General features: G+C 45.4%; 12 protein-coding genes and 1 riboswitch. Of the genes, 9 read left to right on the forward strand and 3 right to left on the reverse strand.

From position 1 onward, the window contains the following. Positions 1–22: 22 nt before the first annotated feature. The 5 genes from VGB26_01085 to VGB26_01105 all read left to right on the forward strand — a co-directional run bounded on the left by VGB26_01085 (position 23) and on the right by VGB26_01105 (position 8,611). Positions 23–976, forward strand: coding sequence for a carboxypeptidase-like regulatory domain-containing protein (locus VGB26_01085; GenBank protein ID HEX9756374.1), 954 nt, complete (start codon positions 23–25; stop codon positions 974–976). Next, positions 952–1,836, forward strand: coding sequence for a carboxypeptidase-like regulatory domain-containing protein (locus VGB26_01090; GenBank protein ID HEX9756375.1), 885 nt, complete (start codon positions 952–954; stop codon positions 1,834–1,836). Before VGB26_01085 ends, VGB26_01090 begins: the two co-directional genes overlap by 25 nt. 373 nt (positions 1,837–2,209) lie before the next feature. Next, positions 2,210–3,094 carry a carboxypeptidase-like regulatory domain-containing protein gene (locus VGB26_01095; protein ID HEX9756376.1) on the forward strand — a complete coding sequence of 295 codons (885 nt, stop codon included), beginning with the start codon at positions 2,210–2,212 and terminating at the stop codon, positions 3,092–3,094. A 76-nt stretch (positions 3,095–3,170) separates the two neighbouring features. After that, the gene (locus tag VGB26_01100; GenBank protein HEX9756377.1) at positions 3,171–8,099 is read left to right on the forward strand and encodes a multicopper oxidase domain-containing protein; all 4,929 of its coding nucleotides are present in this window, start codon (positions 3,171–3,173) and stop codon (positions 8,097–8,099) included. A gap of 128 nt (positions 8,100–8,227) precedes the next feature. After that, complete coding sequence (locus VGB26_01105; protein HEX9756378.1) at positions 8,228–8,611, forward strand: hypothetical protein; 384 nt, start codon at positions 8,228–8,230, stop codon at positions 8,609–8,611. A 320-nt stretch (positions 8,612–8,931) separates the two neighbouring features. On the opposite strand, the gene VGB26_01110 is transcribed toward VGB26_01105, so the two are convergent. Then, positions 8,932–9,999 carry a lytic murein transglycosylase gene (locus tag VGB26_01110; GenBank protein HEX9756379.1) on the reverse strand — a complete coding sequence of 356 codons (1,068 nt, stop codon included), beginning with the start codon at positions 9,997–9,999 and terminating at the stop codon, positions 8,932–8,934. 363 nt (positions 10,000–10,362) lie between these two features. Next, positions 10,363–10,452: riboswitch (cyclic di-GMP riboswitch) on the forward strand. A 139-nt stretch (positions 10,453–10,591) separates the two neighbouring features. On the opposite strand from VGB26_01110, the gene VGB26_01115 reads away from it, so the two are divergent. After that, complete coding sequence (locus tag VGB26_01115; protein ID HEX9756380.1) at positions 10,592–10,858, forward strand: spore coat protein U domain-containing protein; 267 nt, start codon at positions 10,592–10,594, stop codon at positions 10,856–10,858. Here the strand turns inward: VGB26_01115 and VGB26_01120 are convergent. Next, complete coding sequence (locus VGB26_01120) at positions 10,840–11,697, reverse strand: IS110 family transposase (protein HEX9756381.1); 858 nt, start codon at positions 11,695–11,697, stop codon at positions 10,840–10,842. The genes VGB26_01115 and VGB26_01120 overlap by 19 nt on opposite strands. 280 nt (positions 11,698–11,977) lie before the next feature. On the opposite strand from VGB26_01120, the gene VGB26_01125 reads away from it, so the two are divergent. Further along, a complete protein-coding gene (locus VGB26_01125; protein ID HEX9756382.1) occupies positions 11,978–12,529 on the forward strand; it encodes an IS630 family transposase in 552 nt (183 codons plus the stop codon). After that, positions 12,526–13,035 carry an IS630 family transposase gene (locus VGB26_01130; GenBank protein HEX9756383.1) on the forward strand — a complete coding sequence of 170 codons (510 nt, stop codon included), beginning with the start codon at positions 12,526–12,528 and terminating at the stop codon, positions 13,033–13,035. Before VGB26_01125 ends, VGB26_01130 begins: the two co-directional genes overlap by 4 nt. A 281-nt stretch (positions 13,036–13,316) precedes the next feature. Here the strand turns inward: VGB26_01130 and VGB26_01135 are convergent, their stop codons facing one another. Then, on the reverse strand, positions 13,317–14,174 hold the full coding sequence (locus tag VGB26_01135; protein ID HEX9756384.1) for a metal-dependent hydrolase: 858 nt from the start codon (positions 14,172–14,174) through the stop codon (positions 13,317–13,319). A 166-nt stretch (positions 14,175–14,340) separates the two neighbouring features. On the opposite strand from VGB26_01135, the gene VGB26_01140 reads away from it, so the two are divergent. Next, on the forward strand, positions 14,341–17,349 hold the full coding sequence (locus VGB26_01140; protein HEX9756385.1) for an AsmA family protein: 3,009 nt from the start codon (positions 14,341–14,343) through the stop codon (positions 17,347–17,349). Positions 17,350–17,606 lie beyond the last annotated feature (257 nt).

Genomic DNA, 17,606 nt, shown 5'->3' on the forward strand with positions numbered 1-17,606 from the left:
TAGATTGAGGGTCTGGTGGATAATGATGGATAATGTGAAGAAATGGAGGTGCCTCGGTGTCGTCTTGTTTCTTTTAGGTATGACAGGACTTTCAACACAGGCCCTGGGCTATGAAGCAGTTCAGGTGTCCGACGGTGGAACGATCACGGGGAAAGTCACCCTCAACGGACCGATCCCCCCTCCCAGGGTCTTTCCCCTTGTTCTCTATCCATTCGGGCCGTTTTGTAAGAAAATTTCGGATGGAAAGGGTCATATCCTCCTGGAAGAATTTATTGTAGGCCATGAAGGTGGGCTGCAGGACGCCATTGTTGCAGTGCAACGGGTCAAAAAGGGCAAACCTTTTCCCCCTATTGAATCAGAACTGTTTTCTGTGGACTGCATGTTTCACCCAGCGGATGTTTCTGATGATGAGCAGTTTCGTGTCGATGATAAAGGGAAGCTGCGGCATGCCCACCCCCTGGTCAGCGTTATCCAAAATCCTCAACACATTTCGGTGATCAATAAAGATCCGATTCTGCATAATGGGCAGGTTTTTCAGAGTGAAAAGGGCAATATCATCTTGAATTTCCCTCTGCCTATTTCGGATGACCCGAGAGGGGGAGTTGTACATCTTGAACCGGGAAAGCGTATTACCCAGATGATCTGCGGGATGCATGAATTTATGCAGACATGGGGATTTGTGGTGGACAACCCCTATTACGCAAAGACAGGGAGAGATGGAACATTCGTCATCGATCAGTTGCCTCCCGGGACCTATAAGGTCATCGCCTGGCATCCCCATCTAAAAATGATTGAACGAGAAATTATAATTCCGGCCAGGGAGACCGTTTCCATCAACCTCGAATTTTACTCTCATCAGGTGAAGCGGCCCCACTACGAGACTCAGGAAAAATTCAGAGTCGGACCTGAGGCGCTACCTCATGAGCATCTTGAGGACTGCGAGGCACCCTATTGTACACAGGCCACGGAAGACTGAAGGTTTTAGCCAGCGCTATGGTTTCCCTGACCCTATGGGTTCTCATGGGTTCAGGTCCCGGGCTGGCTTTAGGATATGAAGAGATGACCGTCACCTTCGGAGGAACCCTAACAGGAAGGGCCGTCCTTGAGGGGACCCCGCCGCCCGCCCGAATCTTTCACCTCATTTTTTCTCCAAACATTGATTTCTGTGGAAAAATCTCTGATGGAAAAGGGAACCGACTGCTCAACGAATTCAGGGTGGCTTCGGACAGCGGATTCCAGGGTGTCGTGGTAGCGGTGGTGGGGGTTGAAAAAGGCAAGAAGTTTAATTTTACTCCAGAGATCCAGATCGATCACTGCCGAATTTCCCCATTTGTGACCCCTGTGCGTAATTATCGCCCCATTCTAATCTCCAATAAGGACCCCATCACGCATGATATTCAGGGGTATTCTTTAAAAGATCGTTATACCTTTGCCATGTTTAACAAACCGATGATACCGGAGAGCACGGCATCCAAGGAGATTCGTTTTCGAAAAGGAAATTATATCTTTCGTACACAGTGTGGTGTTCATGACTTTATGCAATCCTGGGGAATTGCCGTCGGAAACCCCTACTTCGCCGTCACGGGAAGCGATGGGACCTTTGTCATCCAGGACATCCCGCCCGGCCAGCATGATGTGATCGCGTGGCATCCTCATATGAAGGTCCAGGCACAACAGGTAAACGTGCTGAATAATGGAAGGGTCACACTGAATTTCAAGTTCGATGCTTCGGAAGTTGGCATTCCTTTGCATGATCTGCAAACCTCATACAGACTTCAAACGGCGCTCGAGCCCTTTCACTTAGCTCCTCCTACCGTTGAACACCAGATACCCTGATCCGTTATTTAAGAGCGGTTTCGCCCCCTGTTTCGGGAATCTTCTAGATGTAGGGATCCACAAAAAGATTGTTCCCCGAGAAGAAGAGGTTCCATTTCAAGGCACTTCATTTCGATCTCATAACGATGACACAGACAGGCCGGTAAAACCTTTGAACACTATATTGATGCAGAAGTGATTCTGCGTGAAAAACTGTAGGCATGGCGAGCACTGGTTGACAAGCAGGGCAGCGAATGAATAGAATGACTTTGAGCTAGTCCTTGCGGTTGGCGAGGCATGCTGAAGGGGCTTTCGCCAATACCGCCTACGATTGCAGCGCCGAAGAGAATCAGAGCGGGCCGGATAACGGCTATATCTCAATATCTGGTCGATAATGATTAAAGCGTTTAAGAAATTTTCACTTTTTGGTATTGTCCCTTTCCTGCTTCAAGTCGTTTTCCTTCCTGCGGCTCTTCCCTACGAAGATATCAAAGTGATGAATGGGGGAACCATTGAAGGCAAGGTGTTCCTAAAAGGCTCCCTTCCGGCACCCCGCGCATTTCTGCTCTCTCTCTCGCCCTTCGTTGATTTCTGTCAAAAAGTTTCCGATGGTAAAGGCCGCGTCTTACTCGAAGAATTTAATATCGATCGTGAGGGAGGAATGTCCGACGTCATCGTTGCGGTTCAGGAGGTCAAAAAAGGGAAGCCGTTTCCTCCGATCCGGGCTAAAATATTCGCAACGGATTGCATGTTTCATCCTGCTGAGGTTCCCGTTAAAGAACTTTACGAGACCGACCACATGGGAAAAAGCCATCATATTCATCCCATGGTCACGGTGGTTCAAAACCATCAGCCGATTACCGTCCTCAATAAAGACCCCATCTTCCATAACGGACAGGTTTTCCAGAGGGAACGGGGAAACATTATGCTTAACTTTCCGCTTCCCACCTCGGGAGAACCTCAGGGGGGGATTTTAAAATTTGATCGAGGCTTGAGGGTTTCGGTCATGATCTGTGGAATGCATGAATTCATGCAGACCTGGGGTTTTGCGGTGGAAAACCCCTATTATTCAAAAACCAATCGTCAAGGGCAATACACCATTGATCAATTGCCTCCTGGAACTTATAAAGTTCACGCCTGGTATCCCCATTTCAAGGTTTCTGAAAGGGAGGTTGAGGTAAAGGCCGATGGAACCGTCCAATTAAATTTTGAATTTGATTCGAAAAAAGTAAAAAGAAGAGCTTTTGAAACCGAAAAAGGGATTCGGTCCTTTAATTAAATGGTATTTAATTTGTTTCTTTTGAAACAGTTGACATGAAAGGCATTAATTTAAAAACGAAAGAGAGGAAAATGTCATGAGGAAATTCGCAGGAAATTTTCTGGCAGGGATTTTTTTCGCCCTCTTTGCCCTAAACGTACAAGGTTTAACCGTTGCCGCTGAAGAAGGGACAACTTCCTCAGAACCTGCAAATGAACAGGAAGCAACCACGCAGGATTGGAAGGGTAAATTGAAGGCCCAAATTCATATTGAAGACTCCATAGAGGGACGGCCTGCACGAATGTCCCGAATGGATATTATGAATAAAATGGCGGCACAACAGTTTGCCCACGAAAACCATGAAGAAAAAAAAGGCACCTTTACGGCCATGGAAGGTCCGGGTCACCAATTGGATATGTTTGACGGGATGATGAAACAGGGCGTACTGCTCGGGCCCGCTTCCGTTGCTGAGGAAAGCGTCACTTCCAGTGGACGCTGTCCCAAGAGTGCTCCTGTGAAAAAACTCGACATCACCGCCATCAATGTAGAGGTTACTCTTAATCAGTGGTTGGATTACTACCCCGGTTATATGTTTGTGCTGACTGAAAACATAGAAAAGGTTCGTGAAGAGGAGAGAGTGAATGCAGAGGCAAGAGACAAGGAAAATGATCCTGGCGCTGTTTCCAATGGGCTTCAAGGGGATATGATTCAGCCTTTGGTGATTCGCGCAAACCAGGGGGATTGCGTCAACATTACCCTCCGCAACGAGACCGAATTTGAAGAGCCCGTTGGAATTCATATTCATGGATCGAGCACGCTGATTAAAAAAACCGGGAAGCCGGCCATCGCTTCAAACCCCGATACGGTGGTTGAATTCGGAGAGAGCAGAGAATATGAGTGGTACATTGCTCCTGATTTCCAAGAAGGAGCGCTGACCTTTCATAGTCATGGGGATCGGTTACAAACGGGTTTAGGGATGGTGGGGACTTTTGTGGTTGAACCCGCAGGATCCACCTACGTTGATCCCTTCACCGGGGGAGAATTAAAAAGCGGATGGGAGGCAATGATTGCCCATCCGGTCAACAGCGATTTTAGAGAATATGTGATTATCTACCATGAAGTGGGGGATGAATCGTTCCGCCCATTAAGTAAAAATGGAGAAATGATTCCTCAAAGGGACCCCATTACAGACGCTTATCGTCCAGGGGCCAGGGCCCTAAATTTCAGGAGCGAACCTTTCGGCACTAACAACCTGGCCACTCAAAAAGAAAGGTTCGGGTTTGAAGATGAGGCTGAAGCCTATAGCGCCTACACCTTTGGAGATGCGGGAACGCCCATCCCACGTGGATATATCGGGGACCCTTCAAAATTCCGATTGGTTCACGGTGGATCGGACATTTTCCATTCCCACCACCCTCATGGGGGAACCATTCGTTGGCAGCGAGACCCCAAGGCCGAGAAAACCCTTTTCGATGCAGGCCGAAACGGACCGGTAAAGTTCCCTAGAATGCGTTCAAAAAGCGAACGGGTGGACGTTCAGGTTATCGGACCTCAAACAGTCTTTGATTTAGAACCCGAATGCGGAGCTGGATTGTGCCAACACCTGGCCGCGGACTTCCTGTTCCATTGTCACGTGGCTCACCACTATGTGGCTGGAATGTGGAGTTATTGGCGAGTGTATAACACACTCCAAATCCCCGGTTTCCAACAGGATATTATGAAGCCCCTGATGGAGCTTCCCGATCGGAAAGGAAAAATGAAACCGGCGGTGGATTCCACCCAATTGATTGGAAAAACGGTGGATTGGTTTGGAAAGAAATTCAAAATTACCCCGAAAAAAACCGATTGGTCTCAAAACCCTCCGATGGTTTCTATTAACGATTGGGTAAGCGCCATGCTTCCCGTTCAAGGCCAGCCAGGCCATACGGATGACTGGAGAGGACAAATCATGTCTCACGATGCGACGGTCCTTGACTGGGCTTGGGAGAAATCGCCCAAAGGTCTCTTGGCCATGGCAGAAAGGGAAACCGTCCAGGAATGGCCTAAATATTTCCCTCCTGAAGACCATATGGGAGTTAAGGTTGGCCCCGGGGGTCGGCGAAAAGTGGCTTTTGATCCAAAAACAGGAAAGTTGGCCTGGCCAGCGCTTCAGCCCCACTTTGGAAAAAGACCACCCTTTGCGAGAAACCATGGGCCTGCTCCTTGGCTTGAACCTTTTCAAATTGAAGAAGGGGGATTTTTACAAAAGGACAATGTGTTTAATCCCTATTCCGATCCGGGCGGCCCCGGTGCCGGAGGTGGTGTGAGTGGAATCGAAACCACCCGTTTTCCGAGACCCGGCGAGCAAGGTCCTTGGAGCCTTTGCCCCAGGCAAAGTGACAACATGGCACAGCGAAAACTTTATCGCATTCATGCTCTTGGACAGCTTCCAATCATCTTATCGAAGGGTGACGGAAAAAACCCACCGGTCAAAGATGATGATGGGCTCATATACGTGCTGAGGGAAGAACAGGCAGAAATTATGGCCAATCCCGACTTACGCGTTCCCCTGGTCTATCGGGGAAATGTGTATGACTGCCTCGATGTCATTCTAACCAACGGGTGGCGAGATAGCGTTGAGAACGGCTATGCCAGCAAACTTAACATTCATTCTCATATGTGGCAATTTGATAATCAGGCCTCCGACGGGGTCATCAGCGGGTTCTCATATGAGCAGGTGATGCGCCCTTATAAAGATGAGCTGATAGATGATAGCCATGGGTTACCCGCAGCAATGAATGAAAAGCTCTCCAAAAAGGCTAAAGCCGGTAAAGATTACGTGGTCCTGACCAATGAGAAAAAGGCCGCCCGATACCACGTAGGGACTTTGCTTGGAATCGGCATGGACCAGGTAGAAACATTTGAGATTCGAAGGATCAAGAAAATATCGGGCAAGGAAATTACCTTTACCGCTCCCTTGTCTTACAACCACGATAAAGGGGAAATTGTCAGCGTGGAGTTCGTTCGGTATCGCTACTATCCCGATGCGGATTTTGGGACCACCTATTGGCATGACCATGCCTTCGGGGCGATTTCCTGGCAACATGGGGCCTTCGGAAGTACCATTATCGAACCCCCGGGATCGACATACCATGATCCAAAAACAGGGGATCTAAAAAGAAGCGGTTACGTGGTGGATATTCATACCAACGAACCCCACTCCATTGATGCCACGGGGAGCTTCCGAGAATTAGTCCTTCACATTCAGGACACATTGTTCTCCACCGCAAACAGCGTTTCAACGGGTTCTCCCCCTGAAATGCTCCAACAAGCCGCTGCCGCTGCAACAACCCTCCTTTATCCAATGGACAAACAGGATAATGTCTTGCTGACGCCAAACCCCTATATCAACGGAGGAACCCATACCACGGGAAGCGCTCTGAACATGAGGTTGGCTCCAATTAACCGGCGTTTGGTTCTCAACTCGGATCCGTCCCTTGCCTTTAGCAGCAAAATCCATGGAGATCCGGATACGCCATTGTTAACGGCTTATTTAGGGGATCCCATTATGATCCGGAATCTGGTTACCGCGGTAAACGAAACCCATACGATTCATGTCACGGGGCATTGGTTTAGGTTCCAGCGGTATAATCCCGAATCACAGCCGAGAAGCACCATCCATATCGGAATTGCGGAACGTCATGATTTATCCATTCCGGAGGCAGGAGGAGCCCAAAAGATGGCTGGAGACTACCTTTACTATAACGGTCGGGCCTCAAAACTTACCGAAGGGAGCTGGGGGTTAATCCGGGTCTTAGATGAACCTTCAGAGAATTTGCAACCGTTGCCGGGGAAAGAAAGTATTCCCCAATCGGCAAAGGAGGTATGCCCTTCCGCTGCGCCTGTGAAAAACTTCAATGTTCTCGCAGTGGAAAAGGGCCTTGTATTAAACCCGCGGGCGGATGAAACCATTGAGGTAGATTTTAATCGGGAAATGTTAATGAGCAATCCCGAAGGAAAGGTATTCGTCCTTGCCGATGAGAAAACAAAGGTCGCTTCAGCCGGTTTCCAGCCCATGCCTTTGACGCTGCATGTTAATATAGGAGACTGTATCAAGGTTAATTTAAAAAATGAACTCAGCGAAGGGCGGACCTCCTTCCATGCCCATAACTTGGCATACGATCCCATGGACTCTCAGGGGATCAATGTGGGGAATAATGAGGGAGATCAAACCATCGGTCCGGGTGAAAGCAAGGTGTACACCTTTTATGCCCACCCTGAAATTGGGGAAAATGCAGCCCTCATTCAAGACTGGGCCGATGCAAGCATGGCCAACCAACGCGATGGCCTTTTTGGGGCCATTATCATTGGTCCCAGAGGATCAACCTACCGGGATCCTGTGACTGGCGAAGATATTTCCCTTAAAAACAGTTGGCGGGCCGATGTCATTGTGGATAGGGGAGTTCCGGAGAATATGAATCGCGCCAATTATCGGGATTTTTCCCTCTTTTTCCAGGATGAGGACAATATTCTGGGAACCAGCTTTATGCCTTACCTACAAAAGGCTGCGGGAATTTCCGCTGTCAATTATAAAGCCGAACCTTATGAATTACGTTTTGAAGAAGGATGTGAGCAAAATCGCCTCTTCATTTGTGTTTCGGAGGATGAGGATGGAGATCCGGCCACACCCATTTTGGAAGCCCACGCAGGAGATCCAGTGGTCATCCATGCCTTTGGGGCCTTTTCAGAACAAAATGGGATTTTTGGCTTAGAAGGGCATCAATGGCCGGAGGAGCCATTTTTGGCAGGGGCTGACCAAGTTCAAAATTTTGAATTTGGGGGAAGCGAGGTTCTGAATGCTTACACTCAAGCGGGAGGGTCTTTCTCCATTCCCGGAGATTATCTCTATATGAACCATCGGATGGCCTACATGGAGGCCGGTCAATGGGGCTTCCTTAGGGTCCGGAATCCAGGAGATAAAAAGATTCTTTCGTTAACCGATACCCGGCCAAGGCTTCGTGCTGTAGGAGTCGGGCTTCAAGACTAAATGAATTCTTTCCATTCCTTCAGGGTGAGTACAATTTTATTTGTACTCACCCTTTTTTTCTAATTCCCGCCCCAACCTTTTCAGAGTCCCTGGAAAAATTCAAAGAAAAAGAAAATCTTGCCAATGCCATGTCGATTGCAAGAAAAGGATTTGTTACCCATATCAACACCGCTGCCAAAACCGGGGACCTTTCAAGAATCCATTACCATGCAAAAGAATCCCTAAGGGCTGGAAAAGATCTTTTAGCCAATGCCCAGGCGATGCTTGATATGATCAAGGAAACGGTTAAACCCTTAGACCCTCAAAGCAAGGAAAGGAAAGATGGGGAAAAAGCCATTTTTCATTTAAACGAAGCCATAAAACACGGGAGATCGGCCTTGATGCATGCCCATCATGCCACCCATTCAAAAACCATTCGAAGCGGACTATCCCATGCGAGAGAAAGCGCAAAGCATGCTAGGATTTCAGGCCTTTATGCGCTAGAAGGGGAAACCCTGGCCCTTATCATGTAAGAGGATTATTTTTTCAAACCGCTTTTACAACACCGGAACCACTTCTTTTCCAATGGCCGGTACTCGGACCAAGGATGGCTCACACTGCTGCACCGAAAAAAACCCCTCTCCAGGGGATTAAAAACCTCCGTGGATGTTTCATAAACCCACCGATCCACCCAGGGGTTCTGCAAAAACCGGATCACCACTGATCAAACCGGGTCCAAGGACAGCAAAACAAAGCCAAAACCAATACCCCTATTTGACTCCGTGCTGAAGGTGAAATTTAAGAGGGTGTGGGTACTTTACCAGGTGGGTTTAAAAATAGTCAAGAACCTTAATTAATTCGGTTCTTCCCGTAAAAGGTCCGCAAGGTCCGATACGACTAGGGCATAATTCACAGCCCGATTGTATGTTAAAATCGTTCTAAAGTTGGGAAAAAGGACCGCTCGTTCTTGACCGTTTTCTGTGGGATAAGCCATTAATGAAACCTCGAGGTTATCATCAATAGTTCCCTTTTCATTATCCATTTCTATTCCCGCTTTTTTTAATGTTTTAACCGAGGTCTTCGCATCCATTCCTTCGCGAAGAAGTTTTTGAACTGAAGGTTTTTGAGGGTTCCCATTTAAGGGAAGTTTTATGGGAGCCCCCTCCTTCCATCCATGGATTTTAAGATAGTTTGCAACACTGGCCAGAATATCTTTTTCCGATAACCATAAATCCCTCTTCCCGTCATGATCAAAATCCACGGTAAAGTGACGGTAACTGGAGGGAATAAATTGAGGTATGCCCATAGCCCCTGCATAGGATCCTTTAATCCCTAAAGGATCCCATTGTTCTTCCCTGCTTAATATCAAAAAATGAATGAGTTCCTTTCGGGCAAAAGACTCCCTTTTTGGGACTCCGGTAAAGGTGGAATTGAGCGCATCAAAAACAGAATAACCCCCATGGGTCCTTTGGCCAAATTTGGTTTCAACACCTAAAATTGCGGCAATAACCTCAGGTTCAACCCCATACTTTTCTTTCACTTCACGAAATAATTCCTGGTGCTCTTTCAAATAGAGCTTCCCCCGCTGAACGATTTCAGGCTTAATGAAAAGAGGCCGATAGGCATCATACGAGCGGCTCTCTGCGGGTTTGGCAAACTTTTCTGGAATCTCGGTTTGAAATTTAGCTTTTTTAAAGAGGACTTCAAGTTCTTGGCGATCAAACCCATGCTCCAGCTGAAGCTCTTTTAATAAAGATTTATATTTTGCTTGATTCAGGGATATGGGGACAGAAGATTCCATTGAATGGGCTCCAACCTGATGCACCAATACCCCAACCAAAAACAAAACCAAGGGACCGATTAAAATAACAGTGAGCGTCTTTTGAAATGGTGGAATCTCCTTACGATTCAATAAACTCATTGAGTTATTACTCCAAATAAGATTGTTGAGTTGGTAGGCTTAAAGAATACCATGCCTCCAGTGATGACGCAAGGTTATAACCATTATTTATGGGTAAAAAAAATCAAACTAGAAACTAATATTTTTTCAATGGAGTCAATAACCCCGTAGCCAAATTAATTACGTAAACTCATGGGAACCCTTCACCTTTTATTGAAAACCCACATATTTTTTCCTGGAAAACCTGTCAAATTTTCTCCAAAATTTCTTTCTACCCCTTTGTTATTTAAACTCCTTACATTTTCATAATTTTAATTACCCCCCCTCGACAACCCTGTTTTCCCGTTATGTTTTGATCTGAAGAGACATTAAAACTGAATAGGCCACCGATAAGAGTACACCATCTGAAAGGATGGGTCACAAAGCCTAGGACCCTTAATTTATAAAAAAGTTAAGGGCGGCCAGGCTGCCGAAGTGGTTGCAGGCAAAAGACAAAGGCCCCTGCTCTTATCCTGACCTGGGCTTTTTTTTTTCGGATCATCGGAGATGGCTTAATGAAATGGGATTTAAATGGATGGATTATTAAGATGACGTCACTTAAAAGGAGGAAAAAATGAGAAAGATAAAACTTCTATTTTTCACAATTGGGGGAATTTTTTTGGTGAGTGAGCTAGCCATGGCAGCGGATACCGCCACGATTAACATTCAAGCGACGGTTCAAGGAACCTGTACCATTCAATCTTCTCCAGCGCTTATGGATTTCGGGAACATCGATCCTTCAACCTTTACAGATACCGCGTTGCCGGGTTCGGTTGTTTTCCGTTGCACACAAAACGAAGCGTACAGCATTGACTTTGCAGGTCAGGTAGCCCCTGTTTGATCACTAATCCCCTTGATCGATGTGATGATCCCCAGGTCATCAATGACCGTTGATTCACAAAACTGAACGAGCATCTCAGTGATTTTATTCTGTCTTTCAATCAGATACCAAAGTGTTGAGATCTTCTCCGGCAGAATTACTTCTTTTGCCGCATTCACAGATGCCACCGATCCTCGGGCCGCTGAGAGAATATCCTTTGGGGAAACAGAGACTCTTTTTCGCTGATCGGAAGGAACCAGTGCTTTTGCAATTGCCTTGGATGGGGCGGCTTGAATAAGACGGGCTGAAGGGAATTTTAAAAGAAAATTAAGCATGGTTTGCGAAAAAAGGTTACAAAGGGATTCCAGTTCCGGAAAAGTGCTCTGAAGGATTCTCTTGATATCGTTCTTTATACCGGAGATCAAAACCGCTAAAGACTCTCTTTCTCTAGCCAGATCTTTAAGGTCCTGGGTATCTTGTGGAGAGGATATTTTGGACAAAGAATCTTTGTGGGCCACAAGAAATTTGGCGATCGTCATGGCATCTTTTTTGTCGGTCTTGGTCTTCCTCAAAGAAAGTTTGGTGAAATTGGAAATGAGAAGGAGATTAATCACAATTGTTTTTATTGCTTTGGATACAAGAAAAGGATACAGATTCATGTGGTAACATCCTGTAGACTCCATGGCAATCATGACCTTTGAGAGATCTTTACAGTGAGAGGTAATAGAGCTTAGAAGATCAGAAAAGCCTTTGGCATCCATATCAAAGCAGAGATAGAAAATCTTCTCACCCTTGCTATCAATCCCTTGGGCGGAGGAGCAATCCTTAGAGACATCAATGCCCACATAAAGGGTATGCACTGTTTCACCTCCTTCAAATTGGTTTACAGATAAGGCAGGAAATGTCTCCCGACCAAACCTCCATCGTGACAAGGGTTCTATAGACCCAATCAACCTACCATGGTTTTGGGAGACAGGGAACACACTACAAAAAGGATTCTATGACCCAGGTGAAAAGCAAGTTCTCCTGCCCTTGCAACTTTGATTCTCGAACCTTATATCATAAATTGATATATAGCTGCGCATAATTAAATGGATATGTTATTTTAAACATGCTATCCTGTAATAGGAGGTGGATAGCATGCGTGCACGATTTCTTCAAGGACATTGGAAGAAGATCAAGAAGCTCCTCAGCTTGAAGAAGGAAGCCGAGCAAGATGGAGAATATCGGGTGGCTAAGAGGATCCATGCGGTAGCGTTGAACATGGAGGGACGGACCAGCATCGAAATCTCTGACGTGTTGAAGGCTCCACGATCTGCCGTTTCTTTGTGGTTGAAGAACTATGAAGGTCATGGATTGGAAGGCATTCTGGAAGGTCAGCGGTCGGGAAGGCCCCCTGAATTGGCTCCACAGCAACGAGTCACACTGGCAGACATCATAGAGAGCGGGCCGGTCGCCTATGGCTTTCTCTCGGGAGTCTGGACCTCTCCGATGGTGGCCAGAGTCATCCGCGAAGAATTTGGTGTCGAGTATCATCCAGGTCATGTGAGAAAGCTTCTGTATGAACTTGGGTTTTCGGTCCAACGGCCCAAGCGAATATTGGCGAAGGCTGATGAGGCGCAACGATCTCGCTGGACACGGCACACTTATCCCCACATTAAAAAAAAGCCAAAGCAGAAGGGGCGGCCTTGATCCACGACGATGAAGCCAGTTTCCGGCAGGATTCAACCCTCTACCAGACTTGGTCGAGGTTAGGATGCCAGCCGCTTATTCCCGTAACGGGTCAAAGAAAAAACTTGAAGGTTTTTGGCGCCGTGGATCTTTTCGCTGCCCGATTCCTCTATAAATTTGCAGAGGTCTTTAATGCCAAAACGTACATGGCCTATCTGGAGCAGATCGCCAGAGCCTACTTTCCCCGGAAAACTGTTCTTATCCAAGACAACGCTTCTTACCACAAAGACAAGAACGTCTGGTTATGGTTTGGAGAAAATCGCAAATGGCTGACCGTTCACAACCTGCCTCCCTACTGCCCAGAACTTAACGCAACCGAGCGACTTTGGCATCATACCCGCCTGACCGGAACACACAACCGCTATTTCACAACGATAGATGAGCTTCATGACACTGTCTCCCGTGTGCTCAAAAGCATCCAAAGACGTCCTGAACAAATTCGAGGCTATCTTAAACCATATTGTTAATATGTCTATTTATTTATGCGCAGTTATATAGTAGCAGATGTTATCCCCAAATCAGGGGAAATGTCTGGTTTGTTAGATCTCGTCCCTCTGAGTCAGTGACAGACTTGTAAAAACCATAAAATATAGTTCTTTGTCATTACCGGAAAGGGTTTCCCCATATGCTTTAAACGCGAAAAAGGAACTCAATCTTTTCAGATCATTTTATATTTTCTGGATTCCCTTTTCATGGGGATAACGACTTTTTACAAATCCATTGATTACAACATACATACACAAAAAACCTAATTCTTTTTTAATTTCTTCCCTTCAAATTCAATGGAAGATCCAGGCTCCATGACAAGGGTTTGTATCCTCTTCTTTTTGAGGGCTCCCGTAAATTCTTTTGCATCCTGTGTCAAAACCGGGAATGTTCCAAAATGGTGAGGGATCACCAATTTTGCTTTGACCGATTCGGCAGCCCTGGCGGCCATGTAAGGCTCCATTCCAAAATGCCCACCGATGTTGATGAGGGCCACATCGGGAGCATAGACTTCTCCCACTACCTCCATATCCTTGAAGTAGGCCGTGTCTCCCGTGTGATAGATGGTCGGCCCATCCTTTATTTTTAAAATAAAACCCACCGGATTCCCTCCATAGACCAAATCGGGTTGATCCACCTTGGCATTTGGGTTTTGAACACCGCTTGAATGAACGGCGGGCGTCATGGCCACAATGACCTCTCCATCCGCTATGGATATCTCCCCGCCAATATTCATCAAGGTATCAAACCCCATCTGTTCCTTTGGGTAACCCAAAAGCTTTGCCATATTGGATCCTAATTCAAAGGTTGCTACAAGCCGGGCCCCTGTTTTTTTTGCCAGGCCTGCCGAATCACCGGTATGGTCAAAATGGCCATGGGTGACAAGAATATAATTCAATTTTTTAATCCCCTCGATTGGATCTTTTTCTTCTTTAGCATTGGGATTAACCGGGTTTTTAAGCCATGGATCGACCATCAATACTTTTCCTTTCGGGGTTGTAATTTCAAAAGCGGCATGGCCATGCCAGGTAATAACAGTTTGACCCGCCCATGCAAAAGATTGATAGGTTAAAAACAAAGAAAAAACTCCAACAACAACCCGTTTACTTAATAAGTTCATTTCTTTCCTCCCTCCATCATTCTCATTGGAATTCCATTAAAAAAGACTCTATAATTCCCCTACGGTTGATTAAAAAAACGGCTTTTATTTTAGCATAAATAAGAAATACTCTTTGTATGGTTTTTTCACCATTTATCAAGGGTTCCTTGTCTAAAAAGGAAGGAACATGAACAAAACCCCAAAATGGTCTCTCTTGATCATCGGTGTTTTTACGGTCACGGTTATTTTTGTTCTTCTGGCCCTTCCCTATCTTATTTCAACAGAAAAATTCAAAAAGCCCCTTGTGAATCAAATCAGTTCCGCCCTCAACAGAGAGGTTTCCATCAATGAGGTGCGTCTTTCCCTTTTTCCTTGGGTAGGACTTCATTGCACGGATATTCAGATTCTGGAAGAAGGTTCGAACCAGGGAAAACTCCTGGTCCTGAACGCACTGGATATTAAAATTCGATTCTTTTCCCTTATCCGTGGAAACCCACAAATCGGAGAAATTCGTCTCAACGAACCCAACCTCCAAATCATTCGCCTTCCCCAGGGTCAAACCAATTTGACCACTCTATTGGACTCCACCCCAAAAAGCGAAATTTCAGAAGAACAACCCACCCTATCGGCATTCCTATTGGGGTTAACCATTTCGGAATTTTCAATTTCGAATGGAATCATCCGATTGATTGACCAAACAGACCCTCAAAATAGTTCTGGACGGGAACTTAAAAATATCAACATCAACTTAAAAAATGTTTCCTTTACCCGACCCATGGATGTGTCTCTCTCTTTGGAAATGGAAGAAATTCCCAAAACCCCAATATCCTACAAAGGTCAAATATTTCCCGATCTGAAAGGGGGAAAGATCACTCTAGAAAACAACCGGATCCGGTTAGGTGAAATAGAGCTTTTGTTATCCGGTTCTATTTCCGAAATCCAAACTAATCCCGCCTTCTCCATTTTACTTCAAGACAAGCAGCTTCCTTTAGACCAAGCGGTTCTTTTAGCAAAAGCATTGAACATTCCCGTATCTCCAGATCTAGACCTTGAAGGAACGGGAAGTTTGGATGCAACCCTTCAAGGACCAACCGATCATTTAAACATATTCCTTAAATTGAGTTTAGAGGATTCTTCATTAACTTATAAAAATGTGTTTAAAAAAGAGAAAGGCCTTCCTTCGGAAATCTCATTTCAAACCTCTTGGGTTCCGGAGTCCCCGGAGAAGGGCAAATTCAATTTTGATTATTTGATAATGGGGCTTACACAAACAGACCCCAGCTTAAACGTCTCCCTTCAAGGGCAAGGCACCCTGGACCGGGACAATCACTTCATTCTTTTTAAAAACCCTCAAGGGAACATAGAAGACCTTCAATTTACCTTTGAAGGAACATTATCACAATTAAACTCAAACCCAGAAATTCAATTTGACCTGGAAGGCAAAAACCTCTCCAACAAAAAGATTTCATCCCTTGCCAAGGTTTTTAAGAAACCTCTTCCTCCTCAGATAGAAATGGGGGGGGATTCAACTCTCAAGGTTTCTATAAAAGGTTTGCTCGAGGAATTCACAATGATGGCAACCCTCTCCATTGATGCCTCTTATTTAACCTATGAAAACGTTTTTAGGAAGAAAAAAGGGGAAAAAGGTTATTTAACCGTCCAAACCCTTTATAAACCTAAAAGCAAGAATTGGTCATCTATAAAATCTCACTATTCCTTAGCCGGTCACACGGGAAAGGGATGGATGGTACCCATTTCATTAACAGGAAAAGGCTTAGCCGATTTGGAGCAGCAAATATTGACCATTGAAAATAATCATATCACAATGAATGGTCTCGAAATCACCTTATACGGAAAATTGACCCATTTGAACAACATCCCGGAACTGGATATAGTTATGAAGGGGTCCACCCTTTCCCTTGAAAACCTGACTGCTATTTTAAAATCAGTGAATATCTCAACTCCTCCAAACCTCCAAGTGGAAGGAACCGGGAATTTGATGGTTTCTTTTTTGGGCCCAATTAAAAAACTAAACATTTCAGGAAAAGGGAATTTCAATAAAACGCAAATGATTTTTGCAGAGGTGATAAGGAAGGAAAGCGGAATTCCAACAGGTTTAAAATTTGACCTACTCTCCACTCCCAATCAATTGGAAATTTATGACTTTGAATTAAAAGGGGCCAACTCTGATCTCACTTTGAAAGGTCAATGGACCTACTCTCCTTTAACCCACCTGGATTTCGTCGTTTCCTCAAATTATCTGGAAGGGCAAGGATGGTTGTTTCCAGCACTTCAGGACGCGCCTTCTCAAAAACAGGGGGAAAAAATTAAACCCTTAGAAATACAAACCAAAGGACCCAACCCCCCTGCTTTAAAAGCCAAGGTCGATTTAAATTTTAAAAAAGGAACACTCCGAGGTATTCCCTTTTCTGATTTGACCGGAACCCTCACCTTAGATCAAGGCATTTTATCCATAAACCCATTTGCGTTAAACCTCGCGGGAGGCCCCTTTGAAGGAAACTATACCTTGGACCTAAACGGATCTTCCCCTTCTTTTCAATTATCTGCAAAATCGGAAGGCCCCGATCTGCACCAGCTCTTTTTACAAACCAAACTTAAAGATAAAGTCTATGGTCGCCTGTTTGGGCAAATTTCCTTGGATGGGAAGGGCAATCAATGGGAGGAAACACGAAAAAACCTCCATGGAAACGGGAATATTTTAATCAAAGAGGCCTATTTTCCATCCCTTCAGCTCCTTGAAGGCATTTCAAGCCTCCTGGGTGTTTCCTTAAAAGACCTTGGGTTCCAAAAAAACAATCCCTTTCAAGAACTCAATGGTTCCTTTGTCATGGAAACTGGAGAAATCAAAACCAACGACCTAAACATGAACATGAGGGGTCTCACCCTGTCCGCAAAAGGCAAGCTTGGTTTAGATCAAACCCTTTCCCTTCGAATCATGGCGAAAATGGGTCCTCAAATCGCCGACCTTCTTCCCTTACCCACCGGGCTTACCAAAACGTTTTTTAAAAACAACAGGGTGGGTTTACTCGTTCCATTTAACCTAACGGGGACTTGGTCGGAACCCAAAATCTCAACGGATACGAAGGGGCTTGTGGATCTCGCTACTCAGGGTATCATCGATAAAACGATTGATGTTATTCCCGATGTCTTTAAAGATCTTTTTAAAAAGAAATAAGAGGGACTCATTTGGGATTAAGGGCTGCAACTGTTTTTTATATTGACTGAATTTCCCAATAAAAGTTAATCTTGGAGGGGAAAAGCGAAAATTTTTGTCATCCCGAACATCTTTATTTGGGTCTTCGTGTAATCGAGTGGGTAAAAATTGTTAAAAAGTGTTTAAGGTCCATACAGGGCAAGGGTCAAGTCAAAGTCATTCTGTGGTTGAAGCCTTTGAAGTATTAGAGGTTCCTGCAAAATCCAGTTCGTCATTCC

Source organism: Nitrospiria bacterium, assembly GCA_036397255.1.
GTDB lineage: Bacteria > Nitrospirota > Nitrospiria > DASWJH01 > DASWJH01 > DASWJH01.